An 18,874-nucleotide genomic window follows, 5' to 3' on the forward strand; every position below is an offset into this window, starting at 1 on the left:
ATGCGGCCAATGTCTGCTGCTCGGAGGGCCGAACTGATGCTCTTTGTTGTGGTCACTTGATCCATTGCAGCCGTAGCCCCAATCGTCCTGGAAGACGGCAAGGTGCCCGAAGCCTGCGTCGACTTCGGCGTTGTGTGCCCAAGCAGCAGTTCAGCGGCGCGCAGGCTCTTCATTCACCGGTAGTCCAGTGTCGCCTTGGCCCTTCTCATCGAATGCGTTACGTCGTCGGCAGAGTCAAGGTCGAGATCCGCCACCCAGCCTTCCAGGAGCTGAGGGCCATCCGGCATGTGCCCGTGCCGGACGTATCGATAGGGGTTGCGCGTCGGCACCCGCACTTGCCGCGATCCTCCATGCTGTTGTTCGCGCGGCATACGTCAATGCCGGATGGGTGATGTATCACGTTTGCTATACAGTCGAGTGATGCGGTCTGCCACCTTTCCTCCCATCCGCGTCGAGCCCGAAGTTCGGGCCGAAGTCGAAGCCGTCTTGCGCGAAGGCGAGTCGCTGACTCAGTTCATCGAAGAGGCGGTTGTCGCGACTGCAGCCTGGCGCCGAGTTCAGGCCGAGTTCGTCAACCGCGGCGAGGCGGCGATCGGGCGTTGGAAGCGTGAAGGCGGCGGCAGTACGGTCGACGAGGTCATGGCGGGTCTGCAGGGGCGCCTTGACGAAGCCAAACGTCGAGCTGCTCAGCGCCGCGCTCGGTGACTTCCGTCTACAGCGCCACGCTGCTCGAAGAGGCAGTTGCCGACCTGCAGTGCCTGGAGGACTTCGCCATTGAGCGTGAGCTCGCAAGCGAGACACCGGATTGGACGACGCCTCAACGCGCGCTGGACGCGATCAGCGAGGGGATGCGTCTACTGTCTTGGTCACCTTTTTCTTGCCGGAAGGCAGAACTGGGGAATGGCCGTTCGCGTGAATTGGTCGTGCCGTTTGGCAGCGCTGGCTGTGTTGTGCTGTTCGAGATTGTCGGCAACCAGGTGGTCGTGGGGGCTGTTCGACACCAGCGCGAAGAAGACTACCGCCACTGAATTCGTGCATTCAGCGATCTGGCTTGCGGTGCGATGAGCAGAGCCCGTCGGCCAGGCTGGATTTCCTATGCTGTGTGTCACCTGGCAGCGTCGTGCCCATTGCAGCCACCAGGCTGCCTCGGCAGAACGGTCGTTGACCGCGATCAGCGCTACTGAGATTTTCTCGGTGGTTCGCAGCCGGCTGGTGGCGCGGTTTCGATCGAGCCACCGTGTCCGGCTCGAGGCGACTGGCAGGGTTCAGGTGGGCGCGCCAACGCCGAGCCACAGCTTGCGAATTTCGGGGGGGAGCGCTGCTGATGCGCGAGCGAAAGCGTCCGATGGGACTACGGCGCGCAAGGCGAATCCGACGGCCTCAATCGCGTTGTCCGGCGAAAAATTGTGTTCTCGGCGGATCGAACGGACTTCTTCCAGAATGTCGCACCGACTCCCCATGCTCGCCACTTCCGCGCCAGGATCCCAGCCTTCGATGAAGAGACCACGAATCGCCGGCGGCAACTGATCTGCAAAGCGAAGCGCTTGGTGGGGAGTAAGCCTGCGACGCAAAGCATGGAGCACGCCCACGACCATATTCCAGGCCATGTTCGTCGTGGCAAGGCCAGCATGATCGCGCGCAGTCACCATGAACTTCTCGAAGTCGATGGATGTGCGTTGGTACTCTGGAGGCCAGGGCATGGGTTTCGTGATCTGGAGTCCCGCGACGCTCGCCGGTGCAGGCCCTGCGGGAAGGAGTCCATTTTCACACGACAGAGGACGTGCCGGCGCAGGGGCTGTTCAAGCCGGTGACGATTCCTTTGGGTTGGCGACCGGGCGGCCGACCTGCTGCATCCAGGGCAATTGCCGTTGCTGGCCGCAGATCACCGCGTCAAGATGCGGCCAATGTCTGCCGCTCGGAGGGCGCTCGGTCAACGACGCCGACCGGCCCGCCCGGCGGCGAGATAAGTCAACCGGGGGCGCCTTCGGCGAGGGGGACTGCCGGAGCCGCTACTCAATGGCTGTTCAAGATCGGCGGGCCCGGCGCCACCGGTCCATCACGCAACTTGATCAGTGGCAGCCGTCGGCCGATCATGATTGATGCTCGCACCCAGTATGAGACGGGAGCCTTTAAGGTAGCAACATGCCTCAAGGTAGCAACCTTTCAGAAGGTTGCTACCTGGTGTAAGGTAGCAAGCTATGCACCAAAGCTACTTCGCGGACGCCAACAGGGAATACGACGGCCGCTGGGTCGGTCCCGCCGGAGACTTTCTCATCGAGGTCAAGCGCACCAACAACGCCCGCGACCTGCGCGGCGCGCTACTTGCGCTGGCCTATGCGTTGGAGAAAGAACCGTCCAGCGCACAGGCCATGCTGGTGCTCAAAGAGTCCAAGCTAAGCAGTTCCAGGTTGCGCGATGAGTTGACCCAGTTCCGCAACATCGTGAGAGACGGCGTGGGACAGAAGATCCAGCTGGTAGCTTTTGGTGAAGACATCGACCGAACGAAGGGAGTCCTGCAGCAATTCGACGAAGAGCTCGCCCTGTTCATCCGCGATCTCGTGCTCCATGACACGGCCACCCACGGAGGACGGGTCAGTCGCGTATTCGTCCAGTCTCTGGTTGTAGATCGATGGCTGCAGGGCCGGTCCATGACATCCTCCTTGGAAGTCCTGAGTGAATCCAAGGCCAGCAAGCCCACGGTCATCTCCGCGCTTGAGCATCTGAGGAAGCTCGACGTCATAGCAGGCCAGTTCGGGGACTTCGTGCTCCAGCCACCCAGCTGGGACGCATGGCAAAGCCTCGCGCTGGATCTGAAGTTGGAACGCAAGGCCGTCTACTTTGCGGACCCGAGCGGCTTGGCGCGGGGCCCGTCAGCACTTCTCAGCCGGCTCATCAAGGTCATGGACCGAGCCAGCAAACCGCCTGACGTCGCTGTAGGCGGGGTCATGGCGGCTTATCACTTCTACGAGCATCTGAACATCACGGCGGCTCCACGCCTGGATTTGAGCGTCTACGACGGCAATACTGAATTCGTTCGCAAGCTCGATGCAGGCCTTGTCGAAGTCAAGAACTTGAAGGCGCACGCACCGCTGGTGCTACACCTTGGAAGGCGACTTCGGACTCCATCGGCCCCGCGGACACCAGGGGTGGGTCAGGCCTCGCCGTTGGAATGCCTGGCTGACTTGCTGGACATCGGTCTCACGGCCGAGGCCCGTGAGTTCGCAGAGCATCTGAGCCGAGCCACTACTCAAGGGGGAACGTTTCAATGATCGAACCCGAGGAGGTCTCCCCAAGCCAGGTTCTCGAACAAGTCGCAGCCGCGTTGCCGGGCGACGCACGCAAGAACTTGATCGTCTGCGGCTCACTGGCCGCCGCGCACTGGTTCTTCGCCGGCGACGCAACCCGGGCCATCCGCACGAAGGATGTTGACGGCCTGTGTAGCCCTCATGCCAAGGCCGTCGCTGCAGCCACGGCCATCACCGACCAGTTGCTGCACGCCAATTGGAAGCCGCGCGACGACCCCCGTTTCCCGCCCGGCAAGCCCGGCGATGCACCGGACGGACTGCCCATGGTGCGCCTCCATCCGCCAGCGGCCAGAGGGCAGCAACTGGTTCCTGGAGCTCATGGCTGCACCGCCGCCCTATCAGCCAGGATCCGATGCCAAGAAGCTCCAGGCGATCGATACCGCCCATGGCACATTTGCCCTTTGCAGCTTCGACTTCCTGGCGCTGGCCGAGTGGAATCCGCAGATGACGAAAGTGGGCATCAGAATCGCTCGCCCGGAGATGCTGGCCTTGGCAAACATGCTTCATCACCCGACGATCGTGGGCACTCTCATCGCAGGCACGACGTGGAAACGCTCGAACAAGGACCTCGGACGGGTGTCCCAAGAGGATGTGCCAGCACGACACGACGCGCGACGGCGTCAAGGCAGCCACAGCCATATCCCCTAACCAGCTGCATGAGGCAACGGGTCAGCACGGGTAACAGTTCTGATGAGTCAATGCGGCGGCCAAGATAGTTGACGCCGACCAGTCGAAAGCGGCTGGAGCCTTTCATAATCAAGATTTGCCTCTCGCTTGTTCGCGATGCTTACCTTTCATCATGGATAAATTCTTGCTGCAGCAGCAGGTGCTGGAACGTCTTGCCGAAGATCTGCTGCAAGCCGAACAGGCAGCGCGGGCGGCCCATGAAACGGCGACCCACGAAGAGAACATCGCCGAAAACAAGTACGACACTTTGGGACTAGAAGCTGCCTACTTGGCCACCGGCCAAGCTCGTCGCGCGCAAGCCATCCGCCAGGCGCTGGCCAATTGGCGCCAATTCCGCCCGCGCCCCTACGACCCCAGCAAAGGTATACAGCTCGGCGCGCTGATCTGCCTGGTCGATGCCGACGACAAGCAGCAGCAGCTGTTTCTCGGCCCGGATGGCGGCAGTATGAAGTTGGTCAGCGGTGCTCAACTCGTTCAGGTCATCAGCAGTGAAGCCCCGTTGGGCAAGGCCATGCTGGGTAAATGCGTCGGTGACGAGGTGTCGATACAGGTCGCTCCCATCCGACAGCAGTTTGAGGTGCTGCGGGTTCATTGAGTCGCAAGCAAGTTCGCGCCGAATTGACCAGAATCTAAGCGCCCCGACTCCTTTAGGATGGCCGACAGTGTGAACTCGAGGCCGAGCCAGGAAGCCCGCTTTCAAAACACCGGCGCTTGGGCGGCCAAGGTCAGTTGCCGTGAGCAGATGTGGGCTGCAAGTCCCGGCCATTTGGGTGCGTTCGCCAAAGGCGGCTTCCAGGCTGCCCAATCCGCTCGCACGGCGGCCGGTCGCTTCCAGCGCGCGCACCGCGCGTGGTCTTTTGCGAGCCCACTGACCTCGCGAATCAGTTCGCGGTGATCTTGCGCTCGCGCACAATCGCGCCCCACTTGGCGTCCTCCTTTTTCATAAAGTCAGTGAGCTCGGCGCGGCTGGTGGGCTGTGGCGTCAGGCCGTGCTTGTTCAGCACGTCCTTCACACCGGGGTCGGACAGCACCTTGACGATGGCTTGGTTCCAGCGCTCCAGCATGGCTACCGGCGTCTTGCCGGGAGCGACAAAGGCATACCAGTTCAGGGCCTCGAATCCCGGGAATCCGGACTCGGCAACTGTCGGGATGTTCGGCATGTAGGCCGGGCGGGTGAGTCCTGTGGTGACCAGCGGGATCAGCGTGCCGGCGTCGATGTGCGGCAGCGCCGTCGGCGGCGCCGAGAAGTACGAGGCGATTCGATCACCCAACAGATCCTGCAGCGCCGGGGCACCTCCTTTGTAGGGCACGTGCACCATCTGGATGCCCGCGCGCTGCTCAAACAGTTCCCCGGCCAGGTGCGAGGCCGAGCCGGCTCCGGTTGAGGCGTAGTCGACACTGCCAGGCTTCTTCTTCGCCAAAGACACGAACTCGGCCAGCGTCTTCACGCCCAACCCCTTGCGCACGACCAGCACATTGGGGAAATTCACCCCACCGGAGACAGCGGCCAGGTCCTTGAAGGGGTCGTACGGCACCTTCATCACATGGGGGGCGATGGTCAGTGGGCCGATGGAGCCGAACAGTAGCATCGAGCCGTCGGCCGGGCCGTTGGCCACCTGCTGGTGGGCGATGTTGCCGCCGGCGCCTGCTTTGTTGTCGACCACGACGGTCTGCCCGATGTTCTCACCGAGTTTCTTGGCGATCAGGCGAGCTGCCGCGTCGGCCGCGCCCCCGGCGGCGAAGCCAACCACCAAGGTGACGGTCTTCCTTGGCGGGAAGTCTTGGGCCGGCGCGCGGCTGGCGAGGCACAGGGCTGCGGCAGACAGGATCGTGGCGCGCAGAAGTTGTCGTTTGTTCATCAGATGTCTCCGTTGGGCTTTCGTCGATTCGGGGCTCAGTCGGCGCCAAGGCCGATCGGATTTGGCAGGCGTTTCTCGACGGCATGGCGCAGCAGCGCGGCGCTGCGGAAGATGCCGTGGCCGAACTTGCCGTAGGGCAAAGTGGCGAACAGCGCCATGACTGCACCGAGGTGCAGGCACAGCAGCAGCGCGAGGGCCGGCGTGCCGCGGCCGAGCCAAAGCGCCAGGCCACTGGCGCTGGTCAGGAACAGCAGGGCTATGAAGCCCAGGTCCATCGGCTTTTGCTTCACATCGCCGTGCAATGGATGGCGTTTGCGGTTCAGCCGCCACAGGCCTGCGGTTCCGACCATCAGGCTGATGCCACCGATCACACCGAGCAGCTTGGGTAGGCTGGGCAGGGCGTAGGGCGCGACCCAGCCTAAGGCGTAGTGGTACAGCGTCGCCACGCTAGTGGCGGCAAAGCACAGCATGAAGCCGTAGAAGGTGAGATGGTGAAAGCGTCGGCGTGCCAGTGTGTAAGCGTCGTCTTCGTTGTGACAACCTTCGCCATGACCTCCGTCGAGATACTTGAGGCGCAGCACCGCGTCGGCGGCTTCAGCCGCAGCGGGCCCATTCACCGACGCCCCGCTGGTGGCGGGTGTCAGGTCGCGCCAGAAGCGCCGCACGCCCATGGCCAGCGCCAGCATGGCGAAAAGGAACACGGGGGCGAACATGCTGACCAGCAGGTTATGCGGGAAGATGGTGTAGAACGTGTCGCCGGGCGCTGCACCCCACAGGCTGCCCTTCATCGCCACGGCCAATGTCAGAAACAGCGCCAACGCACAGGCCAGAGCCAGCGACAGCGTCAACCCGTTGCGCTGGTAAAGAACGCCGAGAGCTTGCGGCCACGCGTAGTCCACATAGGTCTGACCGCGAACCTCGGCCATGGCTTGTGGCACATTGACGGCAAATTCGTGCGGCGGCGCGTACTGGCAGGCATGCAAACAGGCGCCGCAGTTGTGGCAGAGGTTGGCCAGGAAGTGGATGTCGGCCTTGCCGAATTCAAGCCGGCGGGTCATCGCTGGGAAGACGGCACAGAAGCCCTCGCAATAGCGGCAGGCATTGCAGATCTGCATCTGCCGCCCCACCTCGGTCTCGGCGCTTGAGAGGATGGGGATGACGCGGCGCGGACCCTGCGCGAGCGAGACCGCCTCGCGTGCCAGGGTATCAAGCGTTTGCATGGGAGACCTCTTTTTGCTTAAGGACCGCGGCTGCGGCCTGCGTGCCGGCAATGCGGCCGAAGGCGGTGCCGATGCTCATACCCACGCCGGCGGTGTAGCCTTTGCCGAGCACGTTGCCGGCCATCATTTCGCCGGCAACGAAGAGATTGGGGCTGGGGCGGTTGCCGAAGCGCACGGCGGTGGTGTCGTCCACCTTCAGGCCCAGGTAGGTGAAGGTGATGCCGGGGCGCAGCGGGTAGGCGTAAAAGGGCGCGGTATCGATGGGTCGCGCCCAGTGAGTCTTGGCGGGCACCAGCCCTACGGTATGGCAGTCGTCAAGGGCCGTGTGGTCGAAACGGCCTACACGGCAGGCGGCGTTGTAGTCGGCGATGGTGCGCAGAAAGGTCGCCTCGTCCAGCCCGAGCTGGCGTGCCAGCTCGGGCAGCGTGTTGGCGACCGTGCCGGGAAACACAGGTGGCATGAAGCGGCCGACAGCCTTCTGGTCGATGATGGAGTAGCCCACCTGCCCAGGCTGCTGCGCCACCAGCCGCCCCCAGATGGCATATCGCTTAGGCCAGAAGTCCTCGCCTTCGTCGTAGAAGCGGCGAGCCTCGCGGTTGACCACCACGCCCAGGGACACGCAGTCGATGCGCGTGCAGATGCCGCCGTCATAGAGCGGGGCACGGGCATCGATCGCCACCATGTGGCCCTGGGAGGGATCGCCAACAGTGTCGGCTCCAGCCTGTATCAATTGCTTGAGCAGCACGCCCTGGTTGAAACGGGTGCCACGAATCAGGAAGTTGTCGGCCGGCCATTCCCCACGTTCGTTCTGGCCCCACGCCTCGCGCAGCCAGTCGCGGTTCGACTCGAAGCCGCCGGCCGCGAGCACACAGCTTCTCGCGCTGATGCGTTCACCGCCCTCGGTTCGGACCGCTGTGAAGCGCTGGCCTTCGAGTTCCACTGAAGCCACGGGCGTGTCGTAGCGAATCCGCACGCCGAGGCGCTCGGCACTGCGGTAGTAGGCGTTCACCAGAGCCTTGCCGCCCCCCATAAAAAAGGCGTTGGTGCGCGCTACATGCAGGGCGCCGGACAGGGGCGGCTGAAAGTGAACGCCATGACTGCGCATCCAGTCGCGGCAATTCGACGATGCACGGATCACCAGACGTGCCAGGTGCTCGTTGGTCTGGCCGCCGGTGACCTTGAGCAGGTCCTGCCAGTATTCCTCCTCAGGGTAGGCATCAACCAGCACGTCCTGCGGCGCGTCATGCATGCAGCGCAGGTTGCGCGTGTGCTGCGAATTGCCACCCCGCCAAGCCTTGGGCGCGGACTCGAGCATCAGCACGCTGGCGCCGGCCTCGCGCGCCATCAGCGCGGCGCAGAGTGCGGCGTTGCCGCCCCCTACGACCAGGACATCGACCTGTTTATCGCTCACTACTTGTCTCCTTTGGGTCAGGAGACTGTAGGCAGGCATGCCCTCGGGCGACAGGCCGGATCGGGCAATAGGTGTTCAGTTATCGAGAAGACTGGCGCCGACCCAGCGGCCCTCGCGCACCAGCATGCGCGCGGTATCGGACATCACCACGCGGGTGGCCAGCGCGGCCGGCGACAGCTCATCGTCCGACAGACTGACCAGCAGGCTACGTCTGCCTACATGGGTATCAGTGATCTGGCTGCTGAGTACATCGTCTGCCGGCTGCCGCGCGATAGCAGCCCCAGGCTGGATGGTAGCGCCCAGGCCGGCGCGGACTGCATCCATCAGTATCGCCAGCCCATCGATCTCAGCGACAACATCGGGCACGATACGTGCCCTGGCAAAGGCGGCCGTGAGGGTGGCGCGCAGGCCGTGGCCGGCGCTAGGCATGATCAGTGGCACACCGGCGAGTTGGGCTAGCCGCACCTTCGGGCCCGAGGGGCGCTGCGCCAAACTGGTCGACGCGAGGAGGAACAGCTTCTCGTCGAGCAGCGGCTCGATGCTCCAGCGGCGCGGCGTGGTGGTCTCGAACAGCACGGCCAGATCAAGCAGGCGCGCTTGCAGCATGCCAGCCAGATTGCCCGACAGCGACTCCACCAGGTGCAGCCGTACGTCCGGGTAACGTGCCCGCATGGCCTGCATCAGCGGCAAGCCGAGCACCGATGCCGTGGTCGGTGCCAGACCCACGCTGACATGGCCCGACAAGCGCGCCTGCTGCGCCGCGCGTACCGCCTCGTCCGCATGGCGCAGTGTGAGCTGTGCCTGCTGCAAGAAGGCCACGCCGGCGTCGGTGGGGCTGACGCCGGTGCTGCCGCGCAGCAGCAGCCGCGTACTGAGTTCGCTTTCCAGTCGACTGATCTGCTGGCTCAGTGCCGAGGTCACCACGCCGAGCTCGATGGCCGCGCGCCCCATGCTGCGCAGCTCACAGACCTTCACGAAATAACGAAGTTGGCGGAGTTCCATGGTTGACGCATCAAAGCGGAAGGCAGGATAAGGGTTTCGGTACCCATTGGATCGAACAGGGCACCATACCAGCCCTCGACGGGACGACCTGCCACGATGCACTGCGGCGCGTATCCTTGTTTTCGCTTGCCCTTGCGTCCACCGAAATTCAGGTGCGCACGAACCTTGCCGTCTCACGGCTGGCATTAACGAGGGCGTAGCCGGGGGCATACGGCACTGACGATAGCGCTGTCAGGCGATAGTTGGCTGGAGCTTCGCCTTCAGAGAAAAATCACCTACCAGCGACTGCTTGTCAGCGGTGAGATGTGCAACTCGAAGTTCAGCATTGGGTCGCTGCGACAGTCGCGGGTCGGCCATTGCGCTGCATTGGCAACTTAGGTCCCCAATAGCCTAGTCCTTGGACACCGCCGGTGCTGCGGCATGCAGCAGCTTTGGAATCTCGCCGCCACACATCGTTTGGCTCTTGGCGTATTCCTCCGGGCTGTCGAAGAGCACCTGGCGGTACTCGAGCCGCTTCCATTCCTGCTTCGCGAACCGCATCACATTCGCCGATCTCAGCGGCCCAAAACCGTGATATTGAAGATGTCGGAACTCGTGCGCAATCTCGCGGTAGATCTTGACGTGGGTCCATTCGTGTCTGCGGACCAGCGCTTCGGCACACGAGCCGGGAGGCAAGTTGCTCGCAATACGCAGGACCGGCTTGACAAACTTCAAGATCACCTGAAAGCCTGAGCAAGTCGCCTGGGGTACGACGGAAATCTCCGTCTGAACCATCACGTGACCCAGCTGGACGCTTCTTTCTGAGGCCTCCAGGGCATTGCCTAGCTTTGTGATCTCGGCCGTCGATCTCGAGGTGTCGACTTCCGGGTCCGCAAAGTACTCCGCCGAGAAGCGCACCGGGACATCGCAAGGCCGAAGCGGCGGATCCGACGGCGATACCTTCGGATCCGCAGCGTGCGCAAGTCCGCAAAAGCCAATCAATACGAGCAGCGCCGACCGTAGCAGCATGGCGCGTCAACCGGAGATGTTCAGCAGCGCGCCCATCATCTTGTCTTGCTTCCTGAGGAGCATCAAGTTAGCAAGAAACGAACTCTTCGCTTGCAACTCTCCCGCGAGATCCGTCTCAGTTGCATCGCCTGACTCGGCCGCCCGCGATGCCGTGGTGGTCACGCCGGCTGCGCCCGGCTGCGGCGCTTGCTGCGCCTTCTGGCGCCGAGAACCGGGCGTGTTGAGGATCGCGATGTCGTGAGCCGCCGCGCCGAGACTGGTCCGGGCGGCATTCATGCTTGAGAGACTGATGGAGGAGGTCGACATGGCAGTACTTGCGTGAGGGACATGGTAGTGGGGCGGCCCGCCTTGACACACGTGGGCTGCAAGACAAAGTCGAGAGGACTGCGGCGCAAGTCACGCCGTGCCCGACGGCGCCACCCCATTTCCATGGATCGTCACCTCGGCGCGCAGACGGGACCAGCGTCTTCGACCAGCGCCCCGTCGTCGAACACGTGGAAGTGGGCCAGGGCCCGCGGGCCGCCTTCCATGCCGACCAGCGTCAACCGACTTCGATGCTTGTGGCACCTCGGCAGCGCCGCTTTTGACTATCGGCACCAGGCCGTCGACGAAGGGTCGCTCTGCCGCCAAGGATTTGTCAGGATCGCTACCGACACGCCGAATCCATGATCTCGTGGATGGCTGCCCTCCGGCCTCGTAATAAGGATTCGAACGTCGCTGATGGGTCGACAGCGCCAGGTCGGCCAAGTCCGAACCGGTCCTCGAGATCCGCATCGAAGTCCGCCGGGGTTCGGCCGCTCATACCTTGGCGAGGAAGCCCGCCGCATCACCAGCTTCACACTTCCAGTCTGCGAAGACCCCGCCCAGATTGCATTCCACGCAGTGGCAAGCGATGTAGTACCAGCGCAAGTCATGTGTGCCTTCGTACACGTAGACGCCGGACATCAGCTCGAACACTTCGTTCTCGCACACGCACTCGTGCGCCTCGGGCGAGGATTTTTCAACGTGGTCCGCGCTGTCGCCCATCAGGTGTTCCTGCCCGCAGTCTGTGCAGGTGCGGATTGCCACGCCGGCTTCCTCATCGGTCTGCAGCGCGAAGGTCCGGCATCCGCAATTGCATTTGGACGCGGCAAACCGTACGGCCTCATGGCGATTCGCAATGCTGTAGCTGCGCAGCTCGGCTCGGGTGTCGCCGGATGTCGTCCTGTACCAGAACTCGCCCTTGTTCGTCAGTGCCATTGATGCCGCTCCATTCTTCAAGGTGGACTTCGCGGCGGGCCCGACGCCAAGCTCGCCCGGATCGTCTGGATTTTGCTTGGCGGCCCGGCGATTCGTCTTCAAGGGGCCGGGTTGGGGTGGTCGCCGACTAGGGTTGGGTACAACCCTGAATGCCGAGTCTTGGAGATTGCAACCATCCGGTGGTCTCCGATTCGAACGGCTCACATCAGCCTGTAGCCGAGACGCATTGCAGACCCGCAGGTGTGCAAAGTCTCCATTCAGTTGTGAGTGACTGGCTACAGGCGGCCAATGAACTTATAGGCAACACATAAGTCGTCTTTTTTTGCAACGAGCTGAGCCAGCATGCGACTCGCGCCCCTTCCTACAGCGATGCAGTTGCCATCTCCATCCGTTCACTTACTGAAGAACCGATGTGGGCGATCTGCGACCATCCATCTGGAAACGTCCGCCCACGGTATCCATGACTGAGCCGCAATCCATTGACGACAGACTCAAGCAGTGCTCCTTGGACAAGGTGCTGGCTGAGATCGAAAAGTTGCGCGGAGAAACGGCCGCCGTGAACCGCATGGCGGAGAAGAGTCGGGCCGAAGCGGTCAAGCTGAGATGTGAAGCGCGAGCGCTCAGCGCGAACAAGCGGGGTGAGCGCTTGACTGAACCTTTGAAGCTATTTGGCGTTGCAATCCTCGGCGTCGGCGGCGCCGTTGCGGCTTATACCCAGTACGAGGTGGCCGAGTTGAAGGCCAAGGCCGCAAAGCTGGAGACCAGCCAGGCCGAGAAGGTGCGAGACGAGGCCCTTTCCGTTTCTAAGGCCGCGATGGAGCGAAGGCGGGATGCGGAGGAAAGTGCGATCAAGGCGGCAGCCCTTGCCGCATCGGCGGCGGAGCAACGTGATGTGGTCGAAAAACTGGCTGCGGCGGCGAGCATCAGAGCTGCCGAATCGAGGCGGGATGTCCTGACTGCTCAGGCTGCGGTGGTTGCGGCGAAGGCTGAGCGCAAGCGCCTAGCAAACGACATCACCGCGCTGCAGGCAGAGCTGGGACAGACCAAGTTCAAGTTGGCAGCGGCCAGCACGGAGGCAACGCAGGCTCGATCGACTCTGGAGAAGGGGGTGCTTGATGGTCTTCAGCCGAGCGCGCGTGAACTGGCCAGCCGCTTTCTCGACGCTGCAAAGGCTCGCGACCTACCGCTGACCCTCGTTGCGGGTTATCGCAGCCCTGAGCAGCAACTCGCCCTATATGCCAAGGGACGTAGTGAACCAGGAAACTTGGTAACAAACGCCCGGGTCTCCGTGCACAACACTGGCTTGGCCTTTGATGTAGCGTTCAGAAAGGGCGACACGGTAAGCTGGGAGGATGAGAAGGCCTTCAGGATCGCTGCCGCTTTGGGCAAGGACCTAGGGTTGGTCTGGGGCGGCGATTCACGATTTCCTGATCTTCCGCACTTTGAGACGCGGGATGCGCAGGATGCTTTGAAGAAGCTGATCGCGGATCAGGCACAGCAGCGCTAGGCCACGGTAACCCCGCCAAGGCCGCGTTCAAGTCGCAATCAAATCGCCGGTATGAGCACTAGCAGTGGAATGTTTGCGCCAATTGGCTTCTTAGCAGTGCTCAAGCCTCGACTGGCGCACAAAACGGATTCGGCAACCTCTGCAGGTCGTGCGCAGGAAAATGCGGCACGACGTACTCTCCGAGTTCCCGCACGACGTCCGCAGCGGGTCGCGATCCGTACTTGAGATTGAAGCCGACATGGTTCACGCCGCTGTCCCTCAGGGAACGAAGGTACTCGACTAGGAAACGATGGCCGGACTTGAAGCCCAGAAAGATGGGCGTAGGCGGCGCATCCGGATCCTCGGCCAGATCGATGTACAGGGACTGGGAAAACGGCTTGAAGCCCTGCGGCATCGAACGCCAGTGACGAATCGTCTCGGCTTGGCTATCCACGTTCTGTGGGTAGTAGAGCCATCCATCGGAGTGTTCGGCGATCCACGGGACGGACTGGCGCGAGTTTCCGGTGACAAGCACTGGAATGTCGCGCAGCGCCGGCTTCGGCAGCGTATCGCCGCCCGACAAGTCGACCCTAGGTGTTGATACACGAGGGAAATCTTCCCGCCAGGCGGTGCGCATGACGGCAAGTGCTTCACGAAACAACTCGCCTCGGTTTTCGATCGGTTGACGAACGGCAGCGAATTCCGTGGGTCTATCGCCGGTGGCCAAACCCAGCACCAGGCGCTGATTCGAAAGCCGATCCACGGACGCAGCGGCCTTGGCGACGTGCAAGGGATGCCTCAGCGTAGTGATGATGCTTCCGGTCGCCAGCGCGATGCGTGAGGTGTGCGCCCCCACATGCCCCAGCAACACCCAGGGATCGTAGATGTGGCCCACATCACCGAAGGACGGTACATGCAGGGGAACGTCCCTGAAAAAAAGGGCGGCAAACCCAGCCGACTCCGCCATCTTCGCGAGTCGGACTTGGCTGACGACGTCCATCTCCGGGACGGCACCTTGATAGGACTCGATCGCGAAGAACAGGCCCAGCGTCAGGTGCCCCTCCTTGAACATGGACGAGTAGCCGCGGTGGCTTTCGAATTTCGTCATGCTTTCGCCGATCTCAGTGTCCGTGCCGTGGTGTGGCGGGAAGGGTCGACTTTTCCTGCTTCCTCTTGCGCTGATAGGCGCGCCAGGTCATGGCCCAGTGCTCGGGGCTGTCGATCAGCGCGTTCTTCAGGCGATGCACTGCTTGATTGTGCGGCGCCGTCTTCACGATTTCGGGGTTCGAATAGGCTTCTTCGGAGATCCGGGCAAGGACTGCGATCCAGGTGTCCAGTGATTCCTTGCCATACATCTCGCCCGCCTCAGGTGTGAAGGGCTCGGGAATCAGCCACGGATGGTGGCTCGTCCACATCGGGTCGATGCCGAAATCGGCCATGCGATTCTGCACATCATGCACATCGACTCCAGTGTCTTCCTTGAGCTGTTGAAGGCTGTAGCGCGTCATTTCGAGCCGTGGGCTCTTGGCATCGGGATGGGATCGCGTGACACCACGAATCGCGAGAAGGCCACGCTCCATGTAGTTGTTCGCGAGCACCGATAGGTCCGAGGCCTCCGCCATGCCGTCTGCCCCCATCGAGCGCGACCAGGCATACGCCTTGACGATGACCGGAAGATTGCCCCAGAACTCACGAATCTTCCCGCAGCTTTGCGGGCGGTCATAGTCAAGTCGGTAGCGCTCGCCATCGAACGCCACCAAGGGTTTGGGCATGAAGGGAGCCAGCTCTGCGGAGCATCCATATGCACCGACAGCGGGGCCGCCGACCCCGCTCTTGGGCGCACCGAATGTCTTGTGCAGCATGAACATGCAGGCATCGAACCCCAACTCACGGGCACGGATCTTGGTCATCGCGCCATTGAAGTTCGCGTGGTCGTAGAAGCTGATGCCTCCCGCTTCGCGCACGATGCGGGTCCACTCGCGGATCTCCGGGTTGTAGACACCCATGTCATCGGGGTTGTTGAGCATTAGCGCGGCCGTTCGGTTCGAGACTGCAGCCTTGAGCGACTCTAGCGACGGGTAACCGTTCTCCTCGATCATCAGCGTGATCACCTTGAAGCCGGCTGCGGCGGCCGTGGCGGCACTGCTGGGATGCGTTTGAATGGTGGTGATGATCTCATCGCGCTGGGCGAGCTCGCCTCGCGCCGCATGGTAGGCCCGTGTCACCGCGCAGCTTGTGTATGCGGCGTCCGCGCCACCGCCCGCCTGGAACACAAACTGGTCCATGCCCGAGAGCTCGCGAAGGATCTTGTCCATTCCATAGACGATCTCAAGTGCACCCTGCAACGTGTCCTCGTCCTGGTACGGATGAAGGTGTGTCACCTCTGGGCGCCAAGCCATCGCTTCGTTGATCTGCGCGTTGTATTTCATCGTGCAGGTTCCGAACAGGCTGATATTCATCATGCCCAGGGTTTGCTGGGATAGCCGCAGATAGTGGTATAGAACTTCTGGCTCCGACAACTCGGGTAGGGCCGGCTTTTGCACTCGGCGCATCGACGACGGAACCAGGTCCGCAGCGTCTCCGACTGTGGCCCGTACCTTGTCCTCGACCGGAGAGAAGAGGACGCCTCGGCGTCCTGGATAGCCCATCTCCAGAATGACGGGCTCATTCCATACAGGAGCGTGATATTCGCGCAGCTTGGTTTTCATGCTTGGGTCACTTTCTTGAGGGCGTCGGCCAGGCGCTCGATGTCGGCCAGCGTGTGGATCTCGGTCACGCAGTAAAGGGCGCTCGCGCCGAGCTCCGGGAAGTCCTTGCTCAAGTCTTTTCCACCGAAGATTCCATGCGCAAGAAGCCTCTTGTTGATTTGCGCCACAGGGACACCGGTGTCGTCGAAGTTGATGACGAACTCCTTGAAAAATCCTCTGGGGAAGGTGATACGCACCCCGGGAACTTGGCCCAGAACGCGTGCGGCATAGTTCGCCCGCTGAAGGATGAGCTCGCCGACTTCTGCGAAGCCCTGTGGACCCATCATGGCCATATACACCGCATTCGCGATCGCCCACATATAGACGGAATGCCCAGTCCAGTCATTGCCCTTGTCGCGCAGGCCGTACGAAGATTGCTCGAAGAGACTTAGCCCGAACCCGTACTCGCCCTCCTTGGTCGTCTCGGAGATGCTGATGAACAGCGTCGGGTACTGGTGGGCATAGCGCTCGTGGTCGCGCGAAGCGATGAATCCGGCAGAGCCTCCACCGCCATTCATGTGGACACCCAGCGGTTGGGTCGTGCCGACGACGATATCCGCGCCATAGTTGGCAGGCGCCGACAGGACACCGAGGGAGATGGCGTCCACGCCCACGATTACCTCGGCCCCCGCGGCGTGCGCAATCTCGGCAATCGCAGCGCCATGCTTCTCGATCACGCCAAAGTACGACGGCGTTTCGAAGTAGACGGCAGCGGTATTGGAGCTGATCGTCGCCCGCAGATGGTCGAGATCCATCAAGCCGGTCGCGGAGTCGTAGTCGACCATGCGTATCGCGATATGACTGGCCATGTCGACCGGTTCACATAGGTTCTGAATGACCGCGAGTCGCTCGGGATCGATCGCACGAACGACGACCACCTCGCTACGGCTGGTGATTCTCGACGCCATACGAATGGCATGCCCAGCAGCAACACCCCAGCTTCGCACTGGCAGCCCGACCAGGTCCATGTCGAGCAGCTCCCCAAGCTGGCTGCAGAACTCGAACCATGCCTGGTTGCGGCCATGGTCGGAGCTGGGCTCGCCAAAGACCGAGGTCAGCCATTCGTTGCGGCGCACGACCTCATCGCAGGCCGCAGGCACGTGATGCTGCCAGCAACCGGCTCCGAGAAAGTTGAGGTTCTGCTCGGCGGTCTTGTTCTTGGCGAGCGTCGTCACCATGTGCCGACGCAGCTCGCTCTCAGTGAGCGCAGGAGGCAGGTCGATCGGACGCTGGAGGCGATGCCCGGTTGGAATCTGCTCGAATAGTTCTTCGATGCGCTCAACGCCGATAGCGTCGAGCATCTCCCGCTTGATCGAGGGTACCGAGTTCGCCATATAGGGATGGGCTGTACCGTTATTCATCTTGAGTTCCTTTGTATGGATTTGGCATTGATAGGGTCACGATCTGACTTTGAAATACACCTTGCGACCAGGCGCCGTGTGAAGCGGCATGTAGCCGCTCAACATGGCGTCCGTTTTTTCGTCGCCTGTATCGACGTGCAGCGCTCCGGCGTCCAGTGCAATCAGCTTCTCCAGGGTCGTGATGATCTGGATGTGGTCACGCCCAACCCGTCGAATCACCTCTGCGCTGATCTGCTGATTGCCTCTTCCAAACAAGCTGCCGTGGCCGCCGAGCACGCTCACGACGATGTATGTTTCGCGCCCCTGCATGAGTTGCAGCAGCGCGTGTTCGTTGAGGTCGGCACCAACCAGGGCACCGTCGAGCACGGCGTCCACACCAAGCAGCGTCTTATGCAGGCCGAGCGCCGACATCACCCTGCGGGTCGTCGTGCCTGGCCCTAAGATGTAGAGGCACCCTGGGCGCATTTCCCTGGCCAGTTGCCGGGAAACAGCTTCAAGCGCCACGTTCTCAGAAAATCCCGATCCGGCCTTTGCGTTTTGCGTGAGCTGATGGTGATGCGGGCTTTGCGCATAGCCGTAGAGTCGGGCTGCCATCCGGTCCTCTCGCATGGCCACCTCGTCAATGTCCATAACCTCGGCCTCGCGAAGCCGTACCGACGGATCGCCTTTTATGAAGCGTGCTGCCAGGTCGCCCGTGTTCTGCGCGTTTGTGCCGAATACGGCGGAATACATCTTTACGCCCGTGGGAATGCCGAGCACCGGTAGGCGATCCCCCACCACGCCCAACACATCGCGCGCAGTGCCGTCGCCCCCTGCGAATAGCAGCAGATCGACGCCTGCTGCCATCATTGCGGCCACGGCTCCTTGAGTGTCCGCTGGTGTGCTGCTGGCGTGCAGCTCGCCGTAAACCACGTTGGGGTGCAAGCCGGCCAGCTGCGCGACGTCCTCGCCAAGGTCCCCTTGCCCGGTGACCAACGAGAAACCGGCACCCGAGGCAGCCAGCTTGTGCAACGCCTGCAGCGCTCTTGCGCTTGACACAGGCTGCGCACCAAGGCGTCTTGCCTCATCCAGCACGGCAGTGCCATCGGTCCCCTTGAGGCCGACCCGCCCGCCCATGCCGGCGATCGGATTGACGATCAGGCCGAGCCTCTTGCGAGACGCCGCGTGAGGTGGCGGCATTTCACAGCTCGCGGCAGTTTGCAAATTGCGGTCATTCATCGGATGGGTCCTGCGTGGCGTCCGCCAGCGCCCACCGAAGCCCCAGCCTGGTCATCCAATGCGTGTCTGCCCGTGCCATCTCAGGGCCGATCAAGCACTCGTCAAGATCGGAGCCGGTGGTCACGACGTTCGGATCTGCGAAGTGCGTGGCGGTGCCTGATTCAGGTGTGGACAGCGCGTGCAGTGTCCGGGCGAGGAAGGCATTGAGGGGCGCCTGCGTCGCCGCGTCAGAAATCATCGACGGCGACTCGTAGCTGGTGAGGCTTTCGATCATGAGTAATCCTGTGCAAGGTGGGACTAGTTGTGCCGCTTGTTCGGCTGGGTGGACGCT

Annotated in this window: 19 protein-coding genes; 6 read left to right on the forward strand and 13 right to left on the reverse strand. The window is 62.4% G+C overall.

What is annotated here, in order from left to right:
• Positions 1 to 420: 420 nt before the first annotated feature.
• Positions 421 to 705, forward strand: a complete 285-nt coding sequence (locus OOZ63_RS17690; protein ID WP_266006912.1) for a YlcI/YnfO family protein — start codon at positions 421 to 423, stop codon at positions 703 to 705.
• Positions 702 to 1,028, forward strand: coding sequence for a type II toxin-antitoxin system RelE/ParE family toxin (locus OOZ63_RS17695; RefSeq protein WP_266006913.1), 327 nt, complete (start codon positions 702 to 704; stop codon positions 1,026 to 1,028). Before OOZ63_RS17690 ends, OOZ63_RS17695 begins: the two co-directional genes overlap by 4 nt.
• A gap of 237 nt (positions 1,029 to 1,265) precedes the next feature.
• On the opposite strand, the gene OOZ63_RS17700 is transcribed toward OOZ63_RS17695, so the two are convergent.
• Positions 1,266 to 1,700: a DUF2267 domain-containing protein gene (locus OOZ63_RS17700; protein ID WP_266006914.1), complete on the reverse strand. Its 435-nt coding sequence runs from the start codon at positions 1,698 to 1,700 to the stop codon at positions 1,266 to 1,268.
• Positions 1,701 to 2,198: 498 nt separating this feature from the next.
• Between OOZ63_RS17700 and OOZ63_RS17705 the strand changes: the two genes are divergently transcribed.
• From OOZ63_RS17705 to OOZ63_RS17715, 3 genes are all read left to right on the forward strand, one after another.
• Positions 2,199 to 3,269 carry a hypothetical protein gene (locus tag OOZ63_RS17705; protein ID WP_266006915.1) on the forward strand — a complete coding sequence of 357 codons (1,071 nt, stop codon included), beginning with the start codon at positions 2,199 to 2,201 and terminating at the stop codon, positions 3,267 to 3,269.
• 354 nt (positions 3,270 to 3,623) lie between these two features.
• Positions 3,624 to 3,953: a hypothetical protein gene (locus tag OOZ63_RS17710; RefSeq protein ID WP_266006916.1), complete on the forward strand. Its 330-nt coding sequence runs from the start codon at positions 3,624 to 3,626 to the stop codon at positions 3,951 to 3,953.
• A 151-nt stretch (positions 3,954 to 4,104) separates the two neighbouring features.
• Positions 4,105 to 4,587, forward strand: coding sequence for a GreA/GreB family elongation factor (locus OOZ63_RS17715; protein ID WP_266006918.1), 483 nt, complete (start codon positions 4,105 to 4,107; stop codon positions 4,585 to 4,587).
• A gap of 286 nt (positions 4,588 to 4,873) precedes the next feature.
• On the opposite strand, the gene OOZ63_RS17720 is transcribed toward OOZ63_RS17715, so the two are convergent.
• The 7 genes from OOZ63_RS17720 to OOZ63_RS17750 form a co-directional block, all read right to left on the reverse strand.
• The gene (locus tag OOZ63_RS17720) at positions 4,874 to 5,851 is read right to left on the reverse strand and encodes a Bug family tripartite tricarboxylate transporter substrate binding protein (RefSeq protein WP_266006919.1); all 978 of its coding nucleotides are present in this window, start codon (positions 5,849 to 5,851) and stop codon (positions 4,874 to 4,876) included.
• Positions 5,852 to 5,886: 35 nt separating this feature from the next.
• Positions 5,887 to 7,071, reverse strand: coding sequence for a tricarballylate utilization 4Fe-4S protein TcuB (gene tcuB, locus OOZ63_RS17725; protein WP_266006920.1), 1,185 nt, complete (start codon positions 7,069 to 7,071; stop codon positions 5,887 to 5,889).
• Positions 7,058 to 8,482, reverse strand: coding sequence for an FAD-dependent tricarballylate dehydrogenase TcuA (tcuA, locus tag OOZ63_RS17730; RefSeq protein WP_266006921.1), 1,425 nt, complete (start codon positions 8,480 to 8,482; stop codon positions 7,058 to 7,060). The genes tcuB and tcuA overlap by 14 nt, the downstream gene beginning before the upstream one ends.
• Before the next feature lie 75 nt (positions 8,483 to 8,557).
• On the reverse strand, positions 8,558 to 9,484 hold the full coding sequence (locus tag OOZ63_RS17735; protein WP_266006922.1) for a LysR substrate-binding domain-containing protein: 927 nt from the start codon (positions 9,482 to 9,484) through the stop codon (positions 8,558 to 8,560).
• A 390-nt stretch (positions 9,485 to 9,874) separates the two neighbouring features.
• The gene (locus OOZ63_RS17740) at positions 9,875 to 10,492 is read right to left on the reverse strand and encodes a hypothetical protein (RefSeq protein WP_266006923.1); all 618 of its coding nucleotides are present in this window, start codon (positions 10,490 to 10,492) and stop codon (positions 9,875 to 9,877) included.
• A gap of 6 nt (positions 10,493 to 10,498) precedes the next feature.
• The gene (locus OOZ63_RS17745; RefSeq protein ID WP_266006924.1) at positions 10,499 to 10,798 is read right to left on the reverse strand and encodes a flagellar basal body rod protein; all 300 of its coding nucleotides are present in this window, start codon (positions 10,796 to 10,798) and stop codon (positions 10,499 to 10,501) included.
• 492 nt (positions 10,799 to 11,290) lie between these two features.
• The gene (locus tag OOZ63_RS17750; protein ID WP_323055765.1) at positions 11,291 to 11,731 is read right to left on the reverse strand and encodes a hypothetical protein; all 441 of its coding nucleotides are present in this window, start codon (positions 11,729 to 11,731) and stop codon (positions 11,291 to 11,293) included.
• A 514-nt stretch (positions 11,732 to 12,245) separates the two neighbouring features.
• Here OOZ63_RS17750 and OOZ63_RS17755 point away from each other — a divergent pair.
• Positions 12,246 to 13,238: a M15 family metallopeptidase gene (locus OOZ63_RS17755; RefSeq protein WP_266006994.1), complete on the forward strand. Its 993-nt coding sequence runs from the start codon at positions 12,246 to 12,248 to the stop codon at positions 13,236 to 13,238.
• 100 nt (positions 13,239 to 13,338) lie between these two features.
• On the opposite strand, the gene OOZ63_RS17760 is transcribed toward OOZ63_RS17755, so the two are convergent.
• Genes OOZ63_RS17760 through OOZ63_RS17780 form a run of 5 tightly spaced genes read right to left on the reverse strand, consistent with a single transcriptional unit; the run spans position 13,339 to position 18,817 of the window.
• On the reverse strand, positions 13,339 to 14,325 hold the full coding sequence (locus OOZ63_RS17760) for an LLM class oxidoreductase (RefSeq protein ID WP_266006926.1): 987 nt from the start codon (positions 14,323 to 14,325) through the stop codon (positions 13,339 to 13,341).
• Positions 14,326 to 14,338: 13 nt separating this feature from the next.
• Positions 14,339 to 15,925, reverse strand: a complete 1,587-nt coding sequence (gene gcvPB, locus OOZ63_RS17765) for an aminomethyl-transferring glycine dehydrogenase subunit GcvPB (RefSeq protein WP_266006928.1) — start codon at positions 15,923 to 15,925, stop codon at positions 14,339 to 14,341.
• Positions 15,922 to 17,325 (reverse strand): aminomethyl-transferring glycine dehydrogenase subunit GcvPA, encoded by a 1,404-nt coding sequence (gcvPA, locus tag OOZ63_RS17770; protein WP_266006929.1) that lies wholly within the window; start codon positions 17,323 to 17,325, stop codon positions 15,922 to 15,924. The genes gcvPB and gcvPA overlap by 4 nt, the downstream gene beginning before the upstream one ends.
• A 36-nt stretch (positions 17,326 to 17,361) precedes the next feature.
• Positions 17,362 to 18,543, reverse strand: coding sequence for an ATP-NAD kinase family protein (locus OOZ63_RS17775; protein ID WP_266006930.1), 1,182 nt, complete (start codon positions 18,541 to 18,543; stop codon positions 17,362 to 17,364).
• Entirely contained in the window at positions 18,536 to 18,817 is a 282-nt protein-coding gene (locus OOZ63_RS17780; protein ID WP_266006931.1) for a hypothetical protein, read from the reverse strand. The genes OOZ63_RS17775 and OOZ63_RS17780 overlap by 8 nt, the downstream gene beginning before the upstream one ends.
• Between the last annotated feature and the right edge of the window lie 57 nt (positions 18,818 to 18,874).

The sequence above is a fragment of the Paucibacter sp. PLA-PC-4 genome (assembly GCF_026241155.1).
Lineage (GTDB): Bacteria > Pseudomonadota > Gammaproteobacteria > Burkholderiales > Burkholderiaceae_C > Roseateles_E.

Bases quoted from the DNA above. Each gene is read 5' to 3' on its own strand.
- OOZ63_RS17690 (WP_266006912.1), top strand. From the start codon at position 421: ATGCGGTCTGCCACCTTTCCTCCCATCCGCGTCGAGCCCGAAGTTCGG.
- OOZ63_RS17700 (WP_266006914.1), bottom strand. From the start codon at position 1,700: ATGCCCTGGCCTCCAGAGTACCAACGCACATCCATCGACTTCGAGAAG.
- OOZ63_RS17705 (WP_266006915.1), top strand. From the start codon at position 2,199: ATGCACCAAAGCTACTTCGCGGACGCCAACAGGGAATACGACGGCCGC.
- OOZ63_RS17710 (WP_266006916.1), top strand. From the start codon at position 3,624: ATGGCTGCACCGCCGCCCTATCAGCCAGGATCCGATGCCAAGAAGCTC.
- OOZ63_RS17715 (WP_266006918.1), top strand. From the start codon at position 4,105: ATGGATAAATTCTTGCTGCAGCAGCAGGTGCTGGAACGTCTTGCCGAA.
- OOZ63_RS17720 (WP_266006919.1), bottom strand. From the start codon at position 5,851: ATGAACAAACGACAACTTCTGCGCGCCACGATCCTGTCTGCCGCAGCC.
- tcuB (WP_266006920.1), bottom strand. From the start codon at position 7,071: ATGCAAACGCTTGATACCCTGGCACGCGAGGCGGTCTCGCTCGCGCAG.
- OOZ63_RS17735 (WP_266006922.1), bottom strand. From the start codon at position 9,484: ATGGAACTCCGCCAACTTCGTTATTTCGTGAAGGTCTGTGAGCTGCGC.
- OOZ63_RS17740 (WP_266006923.1), bottom strand. From the start codon at position 10,492: ATGCTGCTACGGTCGGCGCTGCTCGTATTGATTGGCTTTTGCGGACTT.
- OOZ63_RS17745 (WP_266006924.1), bottom strand. From the start codon at position 10,798: ATGTCGACCTCCTCCATCAGTCTCTCAAGCATGAATGCCGCCCGGACC.
- OOZ63_RS17750 (WP_323055765.1), bottom strand. From the start codon at position 11,731: ATGGCACTGACGAACAAGGGCGAGTTCTGGTACAGGACGACATCCGGC.
- OOZ63_RS17760 (WP_266006926.1), bottom strand. From the start codon at position 14,325: ATGACGAAATTCGAAAGCCACCGCGGCTACTCGTCCATGTTCAAGGAG.
- gcvPB (WP_266006928.1), bottom strand. From the start codon at position 15,925: ATGAAAACCAAGCTGCGCGAATATCACGCTCCTGTATGGAATGAGCCC.
- gcvPA (WP_266006929.1), bottom strand. From the start codon at position 17,325: ATGAATAACGGTACAGCCCATCCCTATATGGCGAACTCGGTACCCTCG.
- OOZ63_RS17775 (WP_266006930.1), bottom strand. From the start codon at position 18,543: ATGAATGACCGCAATTTGCAAACTGCCGCGAGCTGTGAAATGCCGCCA.
- OOZ63_RS17780 (WP_266006931.1), bottom strand. From the start codon at position 18,817: ATGATCGAAAGCCTCACCAGCTACGAGTCGCCGTCGATGATTTCTGAC.